The following is a 21,861-nucleotide window of genomic DNA, read 5'->3' as shown; positions in this document are numbered from 1 at the left end:
CTACTTCCACTAGGATGCAATCTCAGAGCTACCCAGTGGACACGGACCCCAGCACAGCCGTCCTTGCTCCTTCGTGAAACCACCCTGCTGACCCTCACTTCACCGACCTCGACCGATAGGCTCCGATCACATGAACGACCAGGAAGTGCGCCGCGGCGCAGGTATCTACAGCAAGCCGGTGCTGGGCTTCTACGACCTGCTCGTCGTGAAGTTCTCCAATTCGCTGGCCTGGCGATGCCCCAGCCAGCTCATGCTAGACCAGTACAACCGTTGCATCGGCACCCGCCATCTCGATGTCGGTCCCGGCACTGGTTGGTACCTCGCCAATGCCGACCTCCCCGAATCTGCTGAGATCACACTCATGGACCTCAACGAAAACAGCGTGGAGCACGCAGCGTCCAGACTCGCCCACACCCACGTAAGCACCAGAGGTGTGACCGCGAACGTCCTCGAACCGATCCCCGAGGCTCTCGGCCAATTCGATTCCATCGCGGCGAACTACGTCTTCCACTGCGTTCCCGGCTCCTGGGCGGACAAGGGCGTAGCTTTCAAACACCTAGGGGAGCGGCTCGCTGCTGACGGTGTGCTGTTCGGCAGTACCATCCTGGGCAGTGGCGTGAGCCACAACCTCATCGGCCGCGGCTTCATGGCCCTGTACAACCGCCTGGGCATCTTTCACAACCGCGAAGACGACGCCGCAGGACTTGAGGCTGTACTGCGGCGAAGCTTCGACCAAGTGAAGGTCGACGTCATCGGTACCGTGGCGGTGTTCAGTGCACGAAACCCGTTGCGAAACGGCGGGGCAGGTGGACTCGACTAAAAGTCGAGCCTGATGACTGCATCCCGCCCTTCAGCCCCAGACCTGACTCCGGTGGCGGTGATGCGCACATTCTGCACGGAACCGTCGACCCGGCGAAGCGCCAGACCCATCGATTGAGAACGAGCGGTATCCCTCGCCGCAGCCGCGATGAACCTGTGCAACTCACCTGAAGCGTCAATGGCAAATTCACCAAGGCCGCCGACATACCCGAAGTCTTCCCGACGCCACGATGGCGACGTCATAAGAACATCCAGCGTTGCAGAGTCGACGACGGCCATCGGTTCCTTGGCCAGGGCCATGACTCCGCGAAGCACGTCGTCCACGCGCCCCGCATTGGCGTCTTGCTCGAAGGCCATATCGTGAAAAGTCTCCGGGGCCTCGTAACTGAAGCCCTGCAGATAGATCTTGTCGTGATCGGGCTCGATCGGCGGAATCACGCCGACCAGGCGCATGTGCCGACGGTCCTGTGAAGCCGTGCCGTAACCTGTGACGATGTTGTAGGTCAGGCACCGGACCTTGCCCGTTACGCCCATCAGCCCGTCCTGGATGCCGTCGCGGATGAGGCTGTTCACGCGCATCCGGTCGGACTGGTCGATGAGCTCGCTCGCCCATTCCCCGGCTTCCCAATAGCCACTGCGCTGCTGGGCGACGCTTGTGTCGACGTCATAGATACGAAACAGGTTCCGGTCCCAGTACGTGCGCCGGCGCAGTGTTGGTTGACCGTCGGCGTCACGCTCGATCTCCCATTCCCAGCCACCGACCAGCGGTGGTTCCGGAAGCGGATCAGCCGCTTTGGCCACGCCGGCGAGGACACCGATCACCGTGGAGGTACGTGGAGAGAAGACGGGCCGTACCTCAACTGCCCACTGCTCGTCCGCATGGGGGACTGTCTCGGAAATTACATTGCCACTGCGCATCACCTGGGCGATGCGGTTCTCATCAAGTAGAAGACGCCTGGGAATTGCACGCGTGGGCTTCCGAGCGGAGACCGGACCACAGGGCTTATCGTCCACCAGAACCAGCTGCTTGCCGTCGCTTCCGCAGAAAAGGCCCCAGGAACCTACATCCAGCTGGACCTGCATGATCAAATACCGCCTGAGACCTGCACAGTGGCCCCCGACATGTAGGTATTCTCCGCGGTGTGAATGATCGCCGAAGCGACTTCATCTGCCGTCCCGAACCGACCCAGCGGGATTCCTTCCAGCATTGCCATCCGTGCCTCCTCAGCAACATCAGCCATCATGTCCGTATCAGTTGCGCCGGGAGCAACAACGTTCACCCGGATGTTCCGGGCTGCGTACTCCCTGGCCATCGATCGTGCAAACGCTTCCAATGCCCCCTTGGATGCAGTGTAATTGCACTGGCCGACAACGCCGTACTTCACGGACATGGATGAAACCAGCACGATCGATCCGCCGCGCTGCCGCAGCATCGGCCCCAGGGCCGCCTTGCAGGCCAGCATCGGCCCGATCGCATTGACCTGCATGACCTCGATCAGGTCCTCCTCGCTCATCCGCATGAGCAGCTTGTCGCGGGTGATCCCTGCTGCGACGACGAGCACATCCAGACCACCCAGGTCGGCGGCAGCCGCCTTGACGCCAGCTGCGATCGAATTACTGTCACGCACATCCATCTCGAGGGGGAGCACCCCCTCGGGCACGGTCCCCCCGGTACGATGCGTACCCGCCGTCCGGTAGCCGGCGGAGAGCAGGGCTCGAGCCGTGGCCGCCCCGATCCCACGGGTTGCACCGATCACCAGGGCAGTTCTCCCCATGTCGCTCATTTTTTTCTTACCCTCCCAGGTTGTAAAGTTGTGACACGGAACTTTACTGGACTTGTACCCCTTCGTTGACAAACGACAGGCGGTGTCCGCTCTTCTCGCTATTTAGAGGAACGCTGATGCCTGCCTTTATTCCATCCGCTGCGACCGCCGATACGCCTCGGAACGGCCAGCCCCGTCACCCCCTGTTCGCCCGACTGATGCGCAAAGGCGCTGCCAAGGTCGGTGCCACCAGCTGCACCCCGAAGCCCGCTCAGCTCGACCTCTTCGACTGGCCGAACGAGTTGAGCCTCGAAGCACTCGGGAAAGCCATCGCCTCAGCTTGCGGCCTCGAGATCGTGATACGGCCCATCCCGGATGAGATGCGCCATTATGAGGTCAGCGGCCTCACCACTGTGATCGGACGAGTGGCCCACGTCTTCTACGACCCTGAGCTCCCGCCCCTCAACATTGAGCAGACAATCCTCCACGAGTTCGCCCATATCCTGCACGGCGACGTCCGGGCCGACACCGACTGCACCCATCTGCGCAGCATGTTCGACGATCCGGTGGAGAAGCGCGCCGAGACCACCGGCATGCGGCTGATGGATGCTCTGCACCGGAAGCGGCGGGCATCGGAAGAACGCAGCGAGGTCCTCGCCTTCCTGTCCGGATCAAACGAGGACGGTGAGATCTGATGACTGAGATCATCATTGTCGGTATCACCATGGGCCTGATCATCATCGTCTCTGCCCTGTATCAAGGACGCCGACGCCGGGTTAACCTTCTCAGGGTCACCTGTGCCGCCCTCTTCGTGGCCACGGTCTGCCGTGGCGTGGAGCCGCCCTTAGACGGACCTGCCGTCGACCTCCTCAAGCGCCTTGCCATCCTGACCGCCCAGGTATCCGTGGCGCTGCTCATCCTCACGTTCCGCGCGACTCCGCTTTCACGACGTGCAACCCGGTTCATCTACCTCTTCGCCGGGATCATCGCCCTGGGCGAGGCCGTGCTGGTGTGGTTCATCCCCGTCCATGCCGACGGCACCATCTACGACCGGGTCGACATCGACGCCGCCCTTGCCCGCGGCCAGGCTTGGGCACTGATCTCCTACAACTTCCTGTACCTCTCTGCATTCGCCGCGGCAACTGCCGTAGTTGCCGTCGGCTGTTGGCGGACCATGACGCAGAAGAACCAACCCTTCTCCGCCCGCCTTCCGGTTGCATTCGTCTTTACGGGGGCCATCGGATCTGCCCTGTTCATCGGCTCATCACTCCTGGACCTCTTTGGCAGTCCGGTCGTCGGCGGAACTGAACTGAGGACACAACTCCTCGTCACCGTTGTCAGCTTCTTCTTCCTGGGACTCGCAACAGGGGTCATCCGCCGCATCAGCATAGAAACGCAGGTGAGGCTCGCGCTCCGCCTCGCGCACGAGGTCGTCGTACCTTTGTGGCGAACGACCACCACTCTTCACCCCGACGTAAAGCTTCCGCCCGAAGACAGGCAGGGGTTCGATCAGCTGATGACGCTCTCAAGGCTCACCATCGAAACCCACGACGCGCTCAGACTCATCCGCGAGGACCACGACCCCGCACTGGAACCCCTGCACAGGCAGCACCCCGAGGATCCGCACCTGTCGGCGGGGCTGGTGCGCCATCTCAGCGGCGAGAACGCCGTTCCCAGCCTCGGGTGGTTCACACTCGCCCTGAGCCGGCTCCGCACGCTCAAGCTGAAAGACGACGAAACCTTGGCCGCCTCTGTGCAGAGCCTCTACGAGATCCGAGTAGCGATGAGTGCCATGAATGGGACGGACGGGCGATGACCGGGAACGGAACGAAAATACGCATCCCCGAGACCGGCGATCCTGCGGCCCGGGCCGCCCGGATCCTCAGTGACGTGTTCGCGCCCGCTGTGTCCGTGTTCCTCATCTGCGTCCTCTGCGGCGTCACAGGCCACCCGCATACATGGGTTGGTCTCGGATGGGGCATCCTGATCGGCTCTTTCTGCGCAGTGATCCCGACAGCAACCATCCATGTCGCCGTGCGGCGCGAGCAGCTCACCGATCGACACGTCACCCGGCGCGATCAGCGCTGGCGGGTCTTCCTGGTCTGCGTGGCGTCTGTGCTTGGAGGCATGGCAACGGCGGTGCTGCTGGACGCACCGCGCCCGCTGCTGTGGATCCTGCCGACGATGGTTGCCGGGCTCGTCCTTGCCGGGGGAGTGACCCTCCTGGGACCGAAAGTCTCCATGCACGCGTTCTGCTTCACCTCCCTCGTCGTCCTCGCGGCGATGCTGCTCTCGCCCTGGTGGCTGCTCGCCCTCCCAACCCTGCTGCCCGTGGTCGCCTTCGCCCGGCTGAAGCTAAAGCACCACACACGCCTCGAGCTCACACTCGGATCCGGCCTGGCGGCCGCCGTGATGCTCGGAGCCAGTGCGTACATGCCCACGGCCGGCTAGGACTGCCCGCTGCTCCGGCGCAACCGGAAATGTGCCGATGCCACCGCATTGGAAGATCTTCCACTAGTATGAAGGTGTCGTCGCGTGCACCGTTCGCCTCGATGACTTCATGTCTGAAATCACGAGGAGGATCCAGCTCCGTGACCATCGCCCAGCGACTAGAACGCTTGTTCGCGGAGACGGCAGGACCACACGGTCGCCCCGTCACCCTGCAGGAAATCGTCCAGAGAATGGAGCAGCGCGGCATCTCCTCGATGTCGCTCAGCTACCTGCAGCAACTGCGCAAGGGGGAGGCCCACAATCCCCGCCTGCAGCACCTCCGAGCCCTGGCCGACGCCTTCGACGTCCCCCTGTCCTACTTCCTGGAGGAGAACGAGCCAGATAGCGCCACCGAGCAGGAGCTGACCCCGCAGGAGCGAACCATCGCCCTGCGTGTGCACGGGCTCAGCGACGGCGCACTGGCCAGCATCCGGGCCATTGTGGAGCTGGCGCGCAAGAGCGAGCAGCTCGACGACCCGCCCAAGAGCCCTGACTCCACTCGAGACTGATCCCGCCGCGGGGTCCCACCACCCTGGGGACGTCTTCCTCGTGCCGGCGTTTGGTATTTGAGTGGAATCTTTTCCACTCCTGTGGCAGGATGGGAACCACAGCCCGGCGATTCCGTACATCGTGATGTCCCGCCGGACTGAGGTGATCACGCCCGTGAAGGAGCATCAGATGGTCGATATGCAGCCCCCCTCCGACGAGTTCCGCGGATTCGACGAGGCCCGGTCGATCATGTGGTGCTACGAGGCCCGCTCACGCACCTATGCCCGTCTGAGCCAGACGGACTTTCTCGCCAACGACGCCGTGGCCGCCGTGCATGTCGAGAACACCTCCCGCGCCGACCGCGCCTTTCTCACCGCCTTCGACCGCTCCGGCGGGCTGCTGTTCGGCGACACGCTTTACATCGACGACCCGACACAGCGGCTCGACGTCACACCCGAGTTCGACCACGACTTCACCGGTATGGCCGTCGCCGCCGGCTCCGAACTTGAGGAAGCAGTCGAACGCGAGAACGGCTGGGTGGTCAACCTGGATGCCCTGCGCGACTACGACCCGCTGGAGGACCGCCGGACCACGCAGCGCGCGGTGCTCCTGGCGCACCTCGGAGACATGATGGCCAGCGGCCAGGCCCGGGGTTTCCTGTTTGACAAGCACGACGCTGCCGAGGATCCCGGTGAGGCCGACACCGACGCCGCCTGAGCGCGGCGCAGCACTTCTTCCGGCGCTCGGTCGACCCCGCCCGGCTTCGGCCGAGGCGGGGTCTTTTGCGTCCCTGGGGAACCGGTGGAAAGACCGTGGACCGGCTCACGCCGGTCCCGGGGGTCGTTCCGTGGTGGTCGCAGCCGCGCGGTGCGCGGCGCGGCCACCGTTACCGAATCGTCTGTTCTTGAGAGCCACGACCCACAGGAGTAGCCCATGACCGTCCCTCTCCGCGCAGCCCAGCTGCCCGTCAAGTACGAACGGGCCGAAGGCTCCGCCCGGCACGGCCGGACCATCTACGAAGTCGCCGGCTCCGGGCTCTACCAGGTGACTGCGGCCAGGGAAGAGTTCGCCGTCTCGACGCTCACGCAGTCGGGGTGGACGGAGCTGATCACGCTAGACGAAGGCGACGGGGTCTCGAACGCACTGGATGCCATGCAGATCTGGCTGGACATCCAGACCCCGACGCCCCCGGCCGGCGACAGCGCCGCAGGGCAAGGCGGCGATGCCGATGCCTGACCCGACCGGGACGATGGCGAACCTCACCGAGAAGGCCGCAGCCGCTGTCGTCACCTCCCGCGGTCTCACCCATGAGAACGGAGAATCCGCCCTCGCAGCCCTCGGCTGGGCCCAGGGCGCGGCGATCACCCACGAGGACGCTTTCCGGGCCTTCGCCCGGGCCCTGATCGACGAACTGGGCGTGCTGGATCTCCTCGCCGCCAAGATCGAGCTGCTCGCCGAGTACAAGCTCGACTACCCCCAGGACTACGCGCCGGACGACGTCGCCCCCATGCAGGCCGAGCTGGCGCGGCTGCGATCGCTGCAGCAGATGCTTGCAGGACCCGCCGACTGACCGTTTCCGGACACAGCAAGAGGCCCGGACTGCGCTGAAGGTCGGCGCAGTCCGGGCCCCAGGCCTGCTCTCACGCCGTGGGCGGGATGAGCAGCGAGGCCCCGGCGTAGATGAGATTCGGATCCTGGATCCGGTTCTTCTCGACCAGGGCCCCGATCGGCACTCCGGTCTCCGCCGAGATCTCCGTGAGGGTGTCACCCCACTGGATCACGTACACCCGCGGCTGTGGCTTCGGCTCGGGGACCTGCGCCGGCTTGTCCTCGTCGCCCTTGCCCGACGCCGAGGTGCCCGAACCCTGGCCGTCCGCAGAGCTGCCGTTACCGGCCTTGGCCTCGAAGGCGTCCGGGACCCCGTTGCGGTCCCGGTCCGGCAAGGTCACCGTCACGGTGCCCTCCTCGTGCTGGGAAGCTGCCGCCGCATCGCTCGCCGGGCTCCGGTCAGCAGTGAGGAGCTGCGTCGCGCCCCAGCCGGCGAACAGCAGCGCGCCACCGGCCATGATCCCGGCCGCCAGCACCGGTCCACCGCCATAGCCCAGGGGCCCAAGCCGGTCCCGCCGCTGCGCCGTCACCCGGGCCCAGGGAGCCGCATCAGCGGCCTTCTCCTCGGGCCTGTGCATCGTATCCGTCATCCCTGTCCCTCTCTATCCAGCTCACCATTTGCGACCATTCGAGTCCTTATGCACATTCTACTCGTAGTCCAGTGCATCTTGATAGAATAGGAGAAGGGATAGACGAGTCATAGACCAGTCCGACGGGCCGCCAAGAACCACCGAATCACTCAACAGAAGGAACCCACCACCATGGCCAACTACTCCATCTCCGCCAACCAGCTCACCGAGGGCACCAGCGTCTTCATCCGCGGCAAGCTCGCCTTCGCCCGGCTGACCAGCCTCATCGAGGGTGCCGCCCTCGCCGCCAGCGACCAGCGCAAGGTCCAGAACGGCATGAGCCCCGTGGGCAAGCCGCACACCACGGCGACGATCACCGAGGCCGAGGTGCAGTTCGCCGACCCGGCGAACCCCACGGTCGAGGAGCAGTTCGTCTCCGAGCGCCGCTACACCTCGAAGAAGAACCCAGCCTCGGGCGCGAACTACTCGATCGACTCCAAGGGCACGAACCTGCCGATCATCGCGATCCCGTCCGAGAAGGGTGATGGCACCTATGACCAGGACACCTCCGGCCAGGAGCTGGCACAGGGACTGGACGTGACGCTCGTGCTCCGCGTCTACAAGCCGAAGAACTTCGCCAACCGCGGCCTGTCGCTCGACCAGGTGATTGTGCACGAGACCCCGCGCTACTACAACGCCGGCGGCGTCGCCAGCGGGGAGCTCGCGGCCCGCGGCATCGTCTTCAACGCCCCGCCCCGCGCGGTCCAGGCCCAGCCGGGCTCGGGCTCCGCCGTCGGCAACGGCGAGGAGCCGGTCGCCACCGAGGTCGAGGACGGCTTGTCCTTCCCGGCCCCGCAGCCCGCCGTCGCGGCTTCAGTCGCGGGTCCGGTCCCCGCCCAGGCCCACGCGCAGGTCCTGACCGAACCGGTCGCGGTGACTCCGCAGGCGGCCCCTGCCGTGGCTCCGGTTGCCGCCCCGGTCCCCGCGGTGCAGCCGCAGCAGGAGACGCCCGAGCAGAAGCTCGCCCGCCTCGAGCGTGAGAACGCCGAGTTGAAGAACGCGGGTTCGGCCGTGGGTGCTCCCGCCGGCCAGGGCCCGTGGGGCGGCTCCGGCGATGCCCAGCAGGCCGGAATCACCTACCAGGGCTGATCCAAGGCCGATCCGACCGACCGAACCCCCAGACGAGACCCCCGTGCAGGCATCCATGCCGTACGGGGGTCTCGTCTTTCAGGGCCAGAGTGCAACCCGGCCCTGTTTTCATCCGCTCCCGACAAGAAGGCATTGATGTGACCGCCGTCGATCCCCGCGCGATCTTCCCCAGCTTCTATGACAACCCCGCGATTCGCGCCCTGGCGACCGCCTGCCGCTGGACCATCTCCGGCCGGCTCGGCGAGCTCGACGACGAGGACTCCGGCCGCAAGGCACCGATCGATGTGCGGCACCTGCTCGACGGCTGCAATCCGGGCTGCCGCCACGCAGGCCCCCTGCGCGGAGCTTTCGCCCTGGACGCGACCTGCCTGCTCACCCTCGACCAGCTGGCCGACACACTGCCGAACGCGGCGAACGCTGCCTTCTACCTGCAGGCCCCCTCCGACGGTCTGATCGTGATCGACGTCGAGCCCGGTTGCCCGCCGGACGTGGCCGCAGACATCCTGCGCCTGCCCGGAATCCTGTACTCGGAGCTGTCGATGTCGGGCCGGGGCTTCCACCTGGTCGCCCCGCTGCCTGCCAACCTCCACGACTTCCCGATCGCCGCTGACAAGCGCGTCCTGCGCGAGGAGCACGGCTGGTACGAGATCCTCCTGGACCATTGGTGCACGTTCACCCGCAACCCGGTGCCGCAGCGGATCGTCGAACACGTTGCGGCGCGACCAGCCTCCGACCGGTTCTCTTCGGTGGCGGACCTGTATGCAGACCTCGCCGCCAAGGCCAAGCCAAGCATCAGCATCCCCTCGACCGCCGTCGGCACCGACGGCGAAATGCCCGACATCCCGTACGCCGAGGCCATCGTCGAGCAGACACTCGCCGGCTCCCGCGACCGGCTGAAGACGCCCGAGGACTTCGACAACGACCGCTCCCGCTGGGAGTTCTCCGTCCTGGGTGTCCTCTACACCGGCATGCAGCTGCCGTTGCGCACCTACCGGTCCTTCGGCGCGCAGTTCTCCTCCGGTGACGAGGCCTGGCTGCTGTACAAGACCTCGCTGGCGGTGATCGAGCCTCGGCCCAAGCACGCCCAGATGCGCAACGGCAGGCCGTTCCTGCTGGACCGTGCCGCTGCCTTGGTGGCGGCACGGGAAGCCTCCGCCGAGGCGGGGTGAACCTTCGGGGGTTGCCCATCGGTTTGGCGGTGGAACAAGGACTGGATCGGGCGGAGCCCGATCGGGGATGGGGAGGCGGTGGGCTTCTGAGCCCGACCGCCCCCGTCACCGGGCCTTGTGGCCCTGCTTCCGACATGTCCCGTACGGCGCTCAGCCCTGCCGTGGGTCCGTCTCCCGTCTCACCTGCTCACAGCTCACCCACGACCAGAAAGACATTCCCATGAAGTTCAACGACACCCTGACGACTCTGATCCAGCAGTCCCTCGAGGTCGGGGCCACGCCCGCGCTCATGGGCGAGCCCGGCATCGGCAAGTCCTCCTTCGTCGAGGCCCTCGCCTACTCGATGGGCACCAAAGCCTTCGTCCTGCCCTGCAACCAGCTCGCCGACAAGGCCGACCTCACCGGCGCGCGCCTGGTGCCCTACGAGAAGACCGACGGGACACAGTCCTACAAGCAGGTCTTTTACCCGCACCAGGTCATTCAGGAGTGCATCGACTACGCGCTGGAGAACCCGCGCGAGTGGCCGATCCTCTTCCTCGACGAGATCAACCGCACGACCTCCGACGTGACCTCCGGCGCGCTCACCCTGGTGACCCTGCGGCGCATGGGCCACATCGAACTGCCGGAGAACGTGCGCCTCATCGTGGCGGGCAACGACAAGGGCAACGTCACGACTCTCGACGAGGCCTCGCTGTCGCGCTTCGCGATCTTCCACGTCGAGCCCGATGCGACAACCCTCATGTCCGTCCTCGGAGACGCGCTCAACCCCTGGGTGAAGAAAGTCCTCACCCAGCACCCCGGACTCATCTTCCAGAAGTCGACGCCGAACTCCATCGTGGCCGACGGCCGCGATGACGACGATGACGACGGCAACGTCACCATGGCCGAGCTGTTCGACGGCGGCGAGGAGATGAACCAGCTCACCACGCCGCGCACCATCGACCACCTCTCCCGGTGGCTGAACCGCGTCGACCGCCAGGAGCTGGCAAGCCACCTGGCGACCCCGGTCCAGATCGGCGGCCGCGACACCTCGCTGCTCAACGAGGCGATCGAGGCCTTCACCGGCGACACCATGTTCACCACCCAGCTCGTGGCGGTTATCGCCGAAGACCTCGCATCGAACTCGGGCGGCCCCGCACACAACCGCGTCAATGTGCCCAAGCCGAACTGCTACACGACCCTCAAGTCCGCGGGCACGGTCACCGACCTTGCCGCGCAGATCTCGGGCCTGACCCAGAACGAGGTCTCCGGCTCGCTGCTCTACGCGATGAAGGAGAAGGAGGACAACTCGCGCCTCATCGAGCAGCTGGCGCAGGCCGCCATCCAGATTGAGCCGGAGCACACGCGCACCCTGTTCGAGCTGGTGACGACCGGGCAGTTCGACCGGCAGAACCTGGAGGCCTTCCTCGAGGTCGACTCGCCGATCGTGGCCGCGGTCAAGCCGTCCCTGTCGGCCTTCCTCTGAGCCGACCCGGCACCGGGCGGCGGGGGACGCCACCGGCTCCGTTCCGGAGCGTCCCCCGCCATCCCACGACACCAGTCACCTCAGACCGCATTAGGAGACCACGATGACGATCACCGTCACGAACCAGAAGCCGGCGGTGCTCGACGCCCTGCACACGATCTCGTGCACGGGCGACTACGACCCCATACCGGCCATCCAGAAGGTCCTGGTCGACCCGCTGCTGGAGCCGCTGAACCCCAGCGCTCCGGCGAGCATCGTCGACGGCTCGGGCCACGGCATCACCGGCGACGTCCTGGACATCGTCATGCGCTGCCTCGGCGAGACGATGGACCCGGCCGCCGAGAAGAACGCCAAGGCGCTGCTCGGGCAGACCATGGTCAGCTATGACCAGGGCACGCCCCTGCCGGTGGGCGAACTGTTCGCTGTCCAGGCCGGGCAGCAGAACAAGTGGCCCGCGCCGTCAGCCCGGGTCCTGTACTCAGCCCAGAACGATGTCATCCCCGCGGCCAAGGGCCTGCTCGCAGGCTCCGCCGACGAGAGCGCCTTCTTCGCCTCCGTCGCCTACACCTACCACCCGAATACCCTCGGGTACTGGTTCCAGTCCTCTGCCGCGTTCGACGGCTTCAAGATCTGGCTGAACCAGCAGGTGCAGACGATGGCCGGCGCGAACGCGATGCCGGCGGACACCCTCCGGCTGCTGAACGACTTTGCGAACCTCTCGCTCAAGGGGCTGACCGAATCGCTGCTGCTGCGCAAGGACGACTCCGACGGCAACGACGAGTTCTCTTTCGCCCGGCTGGTCATCCGCATGCTGATGACTTACGTCGACCAGCAGCGCAAGGCCGCCTCAACAGGCGCGGCCGCCCTCGACACCGGCATCATGCCGTTTACCGTCGGGGAGCTGTTCTGCCCGCGGTCGCTGGTCCTGGTCAATGTCGAGGCCCACGCCCGCGCCACCGCCGCGAAGGTAACGGGGGAGTGGAACCTCATCAACCAGTCCCTCGCCTCACCCGTGAAAGTCGTCTCCAACGCCGCGCTGTCCAAGCTGACCTCGCTCCCGCGAGCAGCTGCCAGGGCCGCTGCCATGGGCGCACGGCAGCAGCCGGGACAGCCGGGCTCGCGCTCGGCCCAGGTGAAGTTCCGCAAGGCCCCGCCCACGAAGCTGGACCTGTTCAAGGACATCACCCGGGTGCTCAAGCGCATGGGCAAGGTCAACAAGTCCCAGAACGTCTACCGGACGACGAAGACGACCTTCCTCAAGGCCAACCGCCGCAACCCGGACGACTTCAACAAGCCGGGCCGGATCACCTCGGTGCAGTACATGCCCGACCTGCACGTCTTCATCGACACCTCCGGGTCGATCTCCGAGGAGAACTACCAGGAGGCGGTGCTGATGCTCATCCGGATCGCCAAGAAGCTCAACGTCAACCTGTACTTCAACTCCTTCAGCCACATGCTCTCCCAGGAGACGCTGCTGAAGGTCGAGAACAAGTCGACGCGGCAGATCTGGCAGGAGTTCCGGAAGGTGCCCAAGGTCACCGGCGGCACCGAGTTCAAGCAGGTGTGGGACTACATCAACGCCTCCCCGGTGCGCAAGCGCCGGCTGTCGCTGATGATCACCGACTTCGAGTGGTCTCCGCCCTCGAGACGCGAGGAGCACCCGCCGAACCTCTACTACGCCCCGTGCTCGGCCATGGACTGGAAGTACATGGTCCGTTCCGCCGAGGCGTACGCGAACGGCATGCAGCACATCGACCCGAGCATCCGGCAGAAGCTGCTGGGCATGGTCCTCTGATCCTGCTCCCGGCCACAGGGGAGACGCCGACCGGCCGAACCGGCCGGCGTCTCCTCCTCCCTCAGACCTACCCGTAACCCTGCCGGGCATCCCGGCGCGCCCACCCAGCGCGCCGCCCGGCGAACCCCACCGAAGGAGGGACCCGCGATGGGCCTCAACAACTTCACGTCGGGCTCCGACGACGACACGAACAGCGGCGGCACGCCTCCGAGCTTCCCGCGCATGGGCGGCATCCCCAGCCAGAGCGGCCAGTCCGACGACGCCGTCAAGGAGCTCCTCGTCGACTACAACGAGAAGTTCAAGAACGCCGACCCGACGATGTTCCGCGACGCGCTCATCGAGCAGGTCCTCTCCGTCCTGATCAGCCGGAACAAGCCGAACGTGCTCCTGAAGGGCTCCGCCGGCGTTGGTAAGACCCGGATCGTCGAGGACATCGCCCGCCGGATCGCCCTGGGCGACACCCTCATCCCGGACCAGCTCAAGGGCTTCACCGTCTACGAGCTGCCCATCACCAACCTCGTCGCCGGCTCCGGCATCGTCGGGCAGCTGGAGGAGAAGGTCCAGACCGTCATCGACTTCGCCTCAGACCCCAAGAACAAGGTCATCCTGTTCATGGACGAGATCCACCAGATCACCGGTGGATCCACCTCCCACACCGACTCAGTGCTGCGAAAGGTCTCGCAGGTGCTCAAGCCTGCCCTGGCCCGCGGCGACATGCGCGTCATCGGTGCCACCACCTCCACCGAGTCCCGGGCCTTCGACGACGACCCTGCCTTCGCGCGGCGCTTCACCCCGCTCATCGTCGACGAACTGACCGTCGAGCAAACCCTCACGGTGCTCGGCAGCGTCCGGCCGGGCCTGGTGGCGCACTACCGCCACCAGATCGCGGTCTCCGACGATGTCCTGGCGGAGACGGTCCGGATCGCGGAGGAGAATTCCCGTGCCGGGCAGCACCGCCCCGACAGCGCCATCACGCTGCTGGACCGGGCGATGGCCGACCGTGTGCTGGAGCAGAAGAAGCTCATCGTCCAGGCCGAGGCAGCCGGAGACACGGCACTCGTGAACACCTTGCGGTCGATCCCGCAGGTGCCGCTGACTACCAAGCGCGTCCTGGACGTGGCCAAGCGTCTGATGACCGGAAACGCCCAGCGCCCGGAGTTCGACGTCGCAACCCTCCGGGCGACCCTGCTGGGCCGCCTGCGCGGACAGGACGACGTGCTCGAGAAGCTCGTGGACCGCCTGGCCCGCGAGGAGCTGGACCTGTTCCCGACGTCGACCCCGACAACCTGGATGCTCGCCGGAGCCTCGGGCGTGGGCAAGACCGAGACCGCGAAGATCATTGCGGAGCAGATGACCGGCACCGAGCCGATCATCCTGAACATGACGGAGTTCCACACTCCCTCGGACACCGCGAAGATCGTCGGGGCACCTCCCGGCTACGTGGGCTCGGACTCCAACCGCGAGCTGCCATTCGACACGCTCGAGTCCAACCCCCACCGGGTGATCCTGCTCGACGAGTTCGAGAAGGCGGACAAAGCCGTGCAGCGGCTGTTCCTCTCGGCCTTCGACGAGGGCTACATCCGCAACGCCCACGGCAAGGTGCTGGACTTCTCCAAGGCGCTGGTGATCTGCACGACCAACGCCGCGCGGGAAGCCCTGAACCGCAAGCCGGTCGGCTTCGGCTCGGCCCCGCCGGCGGTCTCCCACCGGTCCCTGACCAAGGAGCTGGCTCAGTTCTTCGACGCAGAGCTGCTCGGGCGGTTCTCACTCGTCGTGGGTTTCAACCCGGTCGACGAGCAGGCCTACCGGGAGATCCTCGCGGCGGAGTACAGCCGCCAGCGCGAACGGATCCTGGACGCCAGGCCCCGCCTGGGCCAGACACTGCCCGCGTCGATCCCCGACGACGAGCTGCGTGCCGTCGCCGAGGAAACCTACGTCGACTCCCAGGGTGCGCGTCCGGCCGGCAAGGCCGTGCGCGTGTGGATCGAGGACCGGCTGCTCGCTGCCCAGGCTGCGTCGGCTGCGTCGACTGCGTTCATCCCACCCGCTGCCGCCGTCTCCGACGAGCCGGAGGCGCTGGCCGTCGATTGATCCCGGCACCACACTGCGTTCGAGCGCCCCTGTCCCGGATACCCGGGGTGGGGGCGCTCGTGCGTGCGCGTACCGCGTTCGAACACAGGAAGAAGGACGTCACTGCCATGACCACCACGACCACCACCGCCGTCGGCACAGTCCGTGCGGCACAGCCCGAAGACAGGAGCGAGCAGATCTGCGACGACGCACTGCTGCTGGTCTCCGCCCACTCGGCGGACGCGGCCGACTGCCGTGATCTCGCACTCATGCTCGGCCTTGTCGAGGTGGACCCCTCCGGGTCCGTCACCAAGGCCAATCCCTGGAACGCCGACTGAAGGTGCTTCCCGCCGGGCCTACCCAAGAGGTGAGCCTGCGATTGACCGCCGCGCGCATGGGTAGCGCGCGGTGTCCGGGTCCGCGGGGCTGACGCCGCCGCGCCCGGATTCAGGGGCCTCACGGCCCCTGACGGGTGGGTTGAGAGGAGCGCGGGAGGGCTCGTCGCCAGAGGCGAGCCCTCCCGCTCTCATGCCCGCGCCCGTGACCCAAGCGCTCGTCTACGAGCATTCGACTGACCATTCGTCTCCTGTGAGAATGGTCTATGCGGCTTCCATTCGACAAACCCTCTCGACCCGCCTACTGATTCGTTCGAAGAAAGACGACACCATGCCTATTCTGCTTGACGACATCGACCTTTCCGCAGCCGCCGTCGCTGCCCAGAAGACCGTCGACCCGAAGTTCTTCTCCTCGCGCCTGACCGGGTCCGGCAAGAAGACCGGCCTGCTCAATGAGAGCCTGCGGCCGATCAACACCGCGACCAACACCGCCTACGCGGTTGACCGCGACATCGAGGTCAAGCAGAGCTCGACCCACCACGACATCACCACCGCGCTGGTGCCGCTGGCCCCGATCACGCGCCGCTCCCTGCTCTCGGGCGGGTCGTTCACGCTGCCGGTACCGCATGTCGATGACCGCTTCGAGCTCGACATCGCCACGCCGACCAACTCCTGGGACGTGCACTTCGACATGACCCCCCAGGCCCTGACCGTGTACGAGGATAAGTCCGGCGACAAGATCCGCCGTGACCTGGTGATCCAGTACCGCCTGGAGCTCTACTTCCTCAAGCAGGGCTTGGCCGAGCCCGAGCGCGCCGTATCGGTGTCCCGCTCCATCGGCTACGGCAACCACGACGCGGCGGTGTTCCTGCAGTGGGACACCAGCCCCGCAGAGAATGCCCGCGACGTCATCGAGGATGTGCTCTCGGCCGCAGGGTTGAGTGCCACCAACCTCGACAAGCTCGCCGACTGGATGGACGAGTACCCGATCTACGAGCGCATCACGCGCCTGGCCCAGATCTGGGACTCCGAGGCCATCTCGGACACCGTCTGCCAGTACGTGCAGGACATGCCGGCCAGCCCCACCGAGGAGCAGCTGAACATGCTCGCGGTGCAGCTGCGCTACCTGGAGAACTACAACGTCCCGCTGGAGGCCTACCGCCGGATCCACCAGCAGCTGGACACCACGTTCTCCGCGCCGATCGCGGCGAAGCTGTCCAAGCAGAACCTCAGCCTGCTGATGAACCACACCCTCGACCACCTGGAGCGCATGAAGGGCCAGCTCCTCACGCCGCCCCAGCCGGCCACGGCCCCGGTCTTCCCGCCGCACCTGTCCAAGCAGCAGCTCGACGCGCTCAGCACGCACGAGCCGCTCGTGATGACGCAGGCCGGCGCGGGCACAGGCAAGTCGACCGTGATCCTTGAGCGCATCAAGTACCTCGAGACCTGCGGGGTGCCCGCCAGCGACATCACCGTCCTGTCGTTCACCAACGCCGCCGCCGACAACATCACGGAGAAGAACCCGAACGTCGGCTCGATGACGATCGCCAAGATGATCATCGACATCTATTCGATGAACCACCCGACCCACAAGGTCTCGGCCATCGACACGATCATCAACTCGATCGACATCTTCTACCCGAACAGCCAGTTCGCGGCGACGTTCCGACACCGCCTGCTGGAGGTCGACCAGAACAAGACCGGCGCGTTCACGGCCCTGAACACCTTCGTCGAGAACCACTTCGACGAGGTGATCGCGCTGCTCGACCGCATCGAGCAAACCTCGCTGGAGCTGCAGATCATCATCTGCTACCAGAAGATCGATGACATGTCCGAGCCTGCCCACGTGCAGAGCAAGTACCTGATCATCGACGAGGTCCAGGACAACTCGGTCTTCGAGTTCATCTACGTGCTGAAGTACATCACCAAGCACGCCCAGTCGCTGTTCATCGTCGGGGACGCCAGCCAGACGCTGTACGAGTTCCGATCGGCCAACCCGAGGGCGCTCAACACGCTGGAGGGCTCGGGGGTCTTCGCAACCTTCCGGCTCACGACGAATTACCGGAGCAACCAGGAGATTCTCGACTTCGCGAACGTCGTGCTTGGCGGTCTGGAGACCAACCAGTTCGCCAACATCCAGCTGCAGGCCAACTCGCTGGCGGTGCCCACGGCCGACTCCTTCCAGGAGAAGGTCACCCTCAACTACCACGAGGTGGCCCGCCTGACCGGCTTCATCGCCAACGACCTGCAGCCGCTCGTGCGCAACACGGTGATCCCGGAGTACGTTCAGGCCTGCCTGGACCGCGGCGAGCAGGTGGCCTTCCTGGCCTACGCCCGCCGTGAGGTGGCGCTGATCCAGGAAGTGCTCGAGAAGGCCTACCCGAACAAGCACGTGGCCTCGCTCGTCAGCGACCGCGTCTACGCCACGGACATCTTCTCGAAGTACATCAAGTTCTTCTGGAACGACGTCCTGCAGGTGCAGCCGGCCAACGCCTCGTTCGTGGTCTCGCAGGGGATCAAGGACAACATGGGCAAGCTGACGAAGAATGCCGGAAACGTCAACGTCGAGAAGGCAATCCTGCGCACCATCTCCGAGTGGTGGGTCGAGAACAGCGCCGCGATCAACGGCTGGGTGGCCCTGTGCAACCAGGGCAGCCTGCCTGCGAACGTGTTCTTCGACCGGCTCCGCGACAACCTCCTGTCCTTCGAGATCACGCGCAACCAGCAGAAGCTGAACGTGAACAAGCAGAAGAACCAGGAGCGCAAGCGGAAGAACCTCGAGTCCAAGGCCGATCTCGTCGTCTCGACGATCCACGGTGCCAAGGGCCTCGAGTTCGACAACGTCGTCGTCCTCTACAAGGAGGACGCGAAGATGACCCAGGACACCAAGCGGATGTTCTACGTCGCGTTCACGCGCGCCATGAAGAGCCAGTACGTGCTCTCCTACGGCACGGCGAAGAACCCGCCGATCCAGAGCAGCTACGAACAGATCGTCAACGCCCTCACCGAGCGTGACGAGAAGAACGCGCAGCGCGCTGCGGGCATCGACCCGACCCTTCTGGTCGACGACGAGGACGCCGGTACCGCCGGCGACCAGCAGCAGATCGCAGAAGCCGTCTGACCGACGGCACCGGCGCGGGCGCTCCACCTCCACGAGAGGTCGGAGCGCCCGCGCCTCCTGCTTCCCATCCCATAAACACAGCCAATGCAGCTTCGAAGGAGCACGCCATGACCGCCACTGGAATCCAGACCGGCTCAGAGGAGCTCGTGCCGGGCCCCGACAGTGCCTACGACCTGGTCATCTGCCACGACGACCGGATCGTCTTCCACGACCACTACCCCTCGCCAGCATTCCGGCTGCGCATGTGCGCGCAGCTGCTGACCGCCTCGGACGTCGTCCTGGGCGCAATCGACGCCTCCGCCGCGAACGAAGTGCACGAGCTGTACCAGTCCAGCTCCGGGCAGTGGGAGAGCGCCCCGGACAGCGTGGTCAACGCCATCGCCAAGCTCTGCCGCCGATGGGGCGTCCAGGTCTACGTGAGCACAACCCGCAAGAAGACCGAGGTTCCCGCCGCGCTCTATTCGGTGATCACCGAGTACGGCCCCGGACAGACTATCGCCGAGCACTTCACCTCCAGAGAGGCCCGCCGGGCCAGCCTCATCGAGCGTGCCGACATGTTCTTCAGCTCCCGCGGCAGCATCCCCGAGCGGGTGCTGGCCGACGAGCAGCGCCTCGCCGCGCTCGTGGGTGCGTTCCTCATGCCCGCCACCGTGCTCCTCACCGAGGCCGTGCTCGACGAGGCCGACGGCCACTACAAGCCCTCCGGCCGGCCACTGCCGATCCTCTGAGCACCGCCCGAGCGGACGGCCCCGACCACAACCCTGACCAGCAGACCCGGAAGGGACCCGCCATGTCCGCACCTGACACCGTCAAGCCCGAGAACCCGTACGCCCGTACGTACGCCGACTTTCTCGCCCAGACCCGGGAGCACGTCCTCGTCGTTCTGCACGACGAGGATCTCTACCGCCACTTCAGGATCCAGGCCCCAGGGACCCGCATGTGGTCCTGGGACGTCACCACCTGGCCCGGCCACCTGGCCACCAGCGGCGACATCGCCGACGGCTACATGTTCACCCGAGAACCCGACATGATCGGTTTCTTCGCGTCGGCCGGCAAGAGCGAGGGCTACTACTCCGACGGTGCGCCAAGCATCGACTTCCGCTACTGGGCCGAGAAGCTCTGCGGCGGCCGCTCCCGCGAAGTAAAGCAGTACGACTCGGATCTCTTCATCCAGCTGGTGCGGGAGCACCTCGAAGAAAGCGAGGGACTCGGCACCGAGGCCCAGGAGGTCCACCATCAGCAGTTGGCGCTGCTGGCGCGCCTGCACGAACTGCGCGGCCTTGACGGGGACGCACAGTTGGCGCTCTTCGAGGCCCACTGGAACGCCCAGGAGCACCTCGCGGCCACCGGCACCGTGCTGAACCACGAGCGCCGGAACGCGGCCGCTGCCGCGCGCGCTGCCCTCTGGAGCACCGACGGCATCCCCGACGAGAAGTTCGACCGGCTCACAGAGGAACACAACTGGATGGAGCTCGCCGACATCGAGGTCCCACGACATTCCCCTGCCGAGCGGCGCATGGAAATCATCGAAGACGCCCGCTGGCACGCCGACAGCGAGTCGGAGGCCCACAAATGGCTGGCTGAGCACGAGGACACCGTCGGCTCCGACACCTGGGAGTGGGACCTGCGCGACTGGGACATCCACTTCCTGTTCACCTGCTACTGCGTCGACCTGGCTGTGCGCCTCTACCGCGAGCACGCCGCCGCGAAGACACAGCAATCCGCCGCCTGAGCCGACCCCACCCACATCCCGACCCAAGGAGAACCCATGAGCGCCGATATGCTCACCGCGGCCATCGCCGTCCCGGCCGACCGCACCAAGCCGATCGACTTCGAACGCGGCCGCCTGATGGTCGAGGAGACCGCGGACCCTGAATCGTTCCGGTTCGACGACCCCGAGTCCCAGCTCGAGGAGCTGGTCGAGGACTTCGACCCCGACATGCACCTGGACGCCGAGGGCGAGCCGAGCCCGGAGGTCATCAAACGCGTCGGCCGCAGGGTCATCGACGAGCTCGAAGAGGCGCTGAACTCCAGCGAGACGGACACCATCGAGGTCGCCGGCTACCGGCTGCACCTCTCCGGCGGACTCTCCTCGGGCGATTCCCCCACTGACGCCGCCGACGCGATCTGGCACGCCCACCACCTGCCGGTGACCGTCCTGCTTGCCATGGGATTCATCCCCGACTGCCGCAGGCCGCTGTCCCGGACCAACGGCAACCCCGGACCTGTGACCGACACCGACATCGTCGACGCCATTGCCCTCGGCCTCGGCACCAAGCCGGAGTGGTCCGGTGCCGACGAACTGGAGTGGATCGCCAACGCGATCGGCTCCGTCCGGCCGCACCCGGGAGACCGGGACCCTGCCGAGTACCACACGGAGTTCACGGAGCGGCACGGCTTCGATCCGGTCGACGACAACTTTCTCATCGGCTATGTCAGCCAGTACGACAACCAGGAAGGCGGGGACTGACCTTGGCCAGCGGTGTTTTCATCCTCTGCGCGTGCTGCGCCCTCAAGCTCGTGAACGACGACGAGTCGGCTTGCCGCGACTACCACGGCCACGACCACGCTCCGCTGCAGGTGCCGGCTGGCACCGCGATCACCCAGGGTCCCCACGAATGGGCGGGCTCTCTCGAACTGACCTGCCATGGCCATGAGAACGGGACCATCCAGCCCCTCGGGGAGTACTGGGTGGCCCCAGCCCGGTCCCGCACCGGCCGAAGAAGGAGTGCGATGAGCAGCCGGACACCAGTGCCCGATGCGCTCTTCGACGCCGATCTCTGTCAGCCTCTCGGCCGCGAGGACTGGGTTGACCGCTTCGACTGGGTGATCATCGACAGGCGCGTTGTGCACGCGCCCGTCACCTGGACATGGACGTGTCCCACATGCGGAGAGTCCGGCGTCATGCCCGATGGTCCCGACCTGCTGGCAGTCCCGCACGGGTCACAGCATGCTGCAGGACTTTTCGGGACGATCGTCCCGCTCGACGTCGAGGCCGAGCGTCCGTTTACTGAATAGC

General features: G+C 66.0%; 22 protein-coding genes. 19 read left to right on the top strand and 3 right to left on the bottom strand.

Annotated features, from left to right (window positions below; all coding sequences use genetic code 11):
• The first annotated feature begins 130 nt into the window (after positions 1–130).
• Positions 131–820 (top strand): class I SAM-dependent methyltransferase, encoded by a 690-nt coding sequence (locus QRN42_RS04580; protein ID WP_133830751.1) that lies wholly within the window; start codon positions 131–133, stop codon positions 818–820.
• Here the strand turns inward: QRN42_RS04580 and QRN42_RS04575 are convergent.
• Both QRN42_RS04575 and QRN42_RS04570 read right to left on the bottom strand, forming a co-directional pair.
• A complete protein-coding gene (locus QRN42_RS04575; protein WP_071416438.1) occupies positions 817–1,902 on the bottom strand; it encodes a hypothetical protein in 1,086 nt (361 codons plus the stop codon). The genes QRN42_RS04580 and QRN42_RS04575 overlap by 4 nt on opposite strands.
• 2 nt (positions 1,903–1,904) lie before the next feature.
• Complete coding sequence (locus QRN42_RS04570) at positions 1,905–2,594, bottom strand: SDR family NAD(P)-dependent oxidoreductase (protein ID WP_284975275.1); 690 nt, start codon at positions 2,592–2,594, stop codon at positions 1,905–1,907.
• 125 nt (positions 2,595–2,719) lie between these two features.
• Here QRN42_RS04570 and QRN42_RS04565 point away from each other — a divergent pair, with 125 nt between their 5' ends.
• The 7 genes from QRN42_RS04565 to QRN42_RS04535 all read left to right on the top strand — a co-directional run bounded on the left by QRN42_RS04565 (position 2,720) and on the right by QRN42_RS04535 (position 7,131).
• A complete protein-coding gene (locus tag QRN42_RS04565; RefSeq protein WP_133830749.1) occupies positions 2,720–3,277 on the top strand; it encodes a hypothetical protein in 558 nt (185 codons plus the stop codon).
• Positions 3,277–4,398: a hypothetical protein gene (locus tag QRN42_RS04560; protein WP_133830748.1), complete on the top strand. Its 1,122-nt coding sequence runs from the start codon at positions 3,277–3,279 to the stop codon at positions 4,396–4,398. The genes QRN42_RS04565 and QRN42_RS04560 overlap by 1 nt, the downstream gene beginning before the upstream one ends.
• Positions 4,395–5,033, top strand: a complete 639-nt coding sequence (locus QRN42_RS04555; RefSeq protein WP_284975276.1) for a hypothetical protein — start codon at positions 4,395–4,397, stop codon at positions 5,031–5,033. Before QRN42_RS04560 ends, QRN42_RS04555 begins: the two co-directional genes overlap by 4 nt.
• A 140-nt stretch (positions 5,034–5,173) precedes the next feature.
• Positions 5,174–5,581 (top strand): hypothetical protein, encoded by a 408-nt coding sequence (locus QRN42_RS04550; protein WP_284975277.1) that lies wholly within the window; start codon positions 5,174–5,176, stop codon positions 5,579–5,581.
• Positions 5,582–5,642: 61 nt separating this feature from the next.
• A complete protein-coding gene (locus tag QRN42_RS04545) occupies positions 5,643–6,278 on the top strand; it encodes a hypothetical protein (RefSeq protein WP_284975278.1) in 636 nt (211 codons plus the stop codon).
• A 216-nt stretch (positions 6,279–6,494) separates the two neighbouring features.
• Complete coding sequence (locus QRN42_RS04540) at positions 6,495–6,797, top strand: hypothetical protein (protein WP_133830744.1); 303 nt, start codon at positions 6,495–6,497, stop codon at positions 6,795–6,797.
• A complete protein-coding gene (locus tag QRN42_RS04535; protein ID WP_284975279.1) occupies positions 6,790–7,131 on the top strand; it encodes a hypothetical protein in 342 nt (113 codons plus the stop codon). Before QRN42_RS04540 ends, QRN42_RS04535 begins: the two co-directional genes overlap by 8 nt.
• A 70-nt stretch (positions 7,132–7,201) precedes the next feature.
• Here the strand turns inward: QRN42_RS04535 and QRN42_RS04530 are convergent, their stop codons facing one another.
• Positions 7,202–7,759, bottom strand: a complete 558-nt coding sequence (locus tag QRN42_RS04530) for a LysM peptidoglycan-binding domain-containing protein (RefSeq protein ID WP_208294361.1) — start codon at positions 7,757–7,759, stop codon at positions 7,202–7,204.
• Between the two features lie 171 nt (positions 7,760–7,930).
• Here QRN42_RS04530 and QRN42_RS04525 point away from each other — a divergent pair, with 171 nt between their 5' ends.
• The 11 genes from QRN42_RS04525 (at position 7,931) to QRN42_RS04475 (ending at position 21,860) form a co-directional block, all read left to right on the top strand.
• Complete coding sequence (locus QRN42_RS04525) at positions 7,931–8,887, top strand: hypothetical protein (protein ID WP_284975280.1); 957 nt, start codon at positions 7,931–7,933, stop codon at positions 8,885–8,887.
• A 137-nt stretch (positions 8,888–9,024) separates the two neighbouring features.
• Positions 9,025–10,056: a hypothetical protein gene (locus QRN42_RS04520; RefSeq protein WP_133830741.1), complete on the top strand. Its 1,032-nt coding sequence runs from the start codon at positions 9,025–9,027 to the stop codon at positions 10,054–10,056.
• 220 nt (positions 10,057–10,276) lie between these two features.
• Positions 10,277–11,521, top strand: coding sequence for an AAA family ATPase (locus tag QRN42_RS04515; RefSeq protein ID WP_133830740.1), 1,245 nt, complete (start codon positions 10,277–10,279; stop codon positions 11,519–11,521).
• 103 nt (positions 11,522–11,624) lie between these two features.
• Positions 11,625–13,316 carry a vWA domain-containing protein gene (locus tag QRN42_RS04510; RefSeq protein ID WP_133830739.1) on the top strand — a complete coding sequence of 564 codons (1,692 nt, stop codon included), beginning with the start codon at positions 11,625–11,627 and terminating at the stop codon, positions 13,314–13,316.
• 147 nt (positions 13,317–13,463) lie between these two features.
• Complete coding sequence (locus QRN42_RS04505) at positions 13,464–15,407, top strand: AAA family ATPase (protein ID WP_284975281.1); 1,944 nt, start codon at positions 13,464–13,466, stop codon at positions 15,405–15,407.
• A gap of 107 nt (positions 15,408–15,514) precedes the next feature.
• A complete protein-coding gene (locus tag QRN42_RS04500) occupies positions 15,515–15,724 on the top strand; it encodes a hypothetical protein (protein WP_133830737.1) in 210 nt (69 codons plus the stop codon).
• A gap of 202 nt (positions 15,725–15,926) precedes the next feature.
• Positions 15,927–18,842, top strand: coding sequence for an AAA family ATPase (locus QRN42_RS04495; protein WP_284975282.1), 2,916 nt, complete (start codon positions 15,927–15,929; stop codon positions 18,840–18,842).
• Between the two features lie 107 nt (positions 18,843–18,949).
• A complete protein-coding gene (locus tag QRN42_RS04490; RefSeq protein WP_284975283.1) occupies positions 18,950–19,570 on the top strand; it encodes a hypothetical protein in 621 nt (206 codons plus the stop codon).
• A 62-nt stretch (positions 19,571–19,632) separates the two neighbouring features.
• On the top strand, positions 19,633–20,574 hold the full coding sequence (locus QRN42_RS04485; RefSeq protein ID WP_133830734.1) for a hypothetical protein: 942 nt from the start codon (positions 19,633–19,635) through the stop codon (positions 20,572–20,574).
• A gap of 36 nt (positions 20,575–20,610) precedes the next feature.
• Positions 20,611–21,312 (top strand): hypothetical protein, encoded by a 702-nt coding sequence (locus tag QRN42_RS04480; RefSeq protein WP_284975284.1) that lies wholly within the window; start codon positions 20,611–20,613, stop codon positions 21,310–21,312.
• Between the two features lie 2 nt (positions 21,313–21,314).
• Entirely contained in the window at positions 21,315–21,860 is a 546-nt protein-coding gene (locus QRN42_RS04475) for a hypothetical protein (RefSeq protein WP_133830732.1), read from the top strand.
• Position 21,861 lies beyond the last annotated feature (1 nt).

Source organism: Arthrobacter sp. fls2-241-R2A-200 (genome assembly GCF_030209745.1).
Classification (GTDB): Bacteria; Actinomycetota; Actinomycetes; order Actinomycetales; family Micrococcaceae; genus Arthrobacter.
The sequence above is the reverse complement of the archived record's forward strand: the minus strand, read 5'-3'. Positions and strand labels throughout refer to the sequence as shown.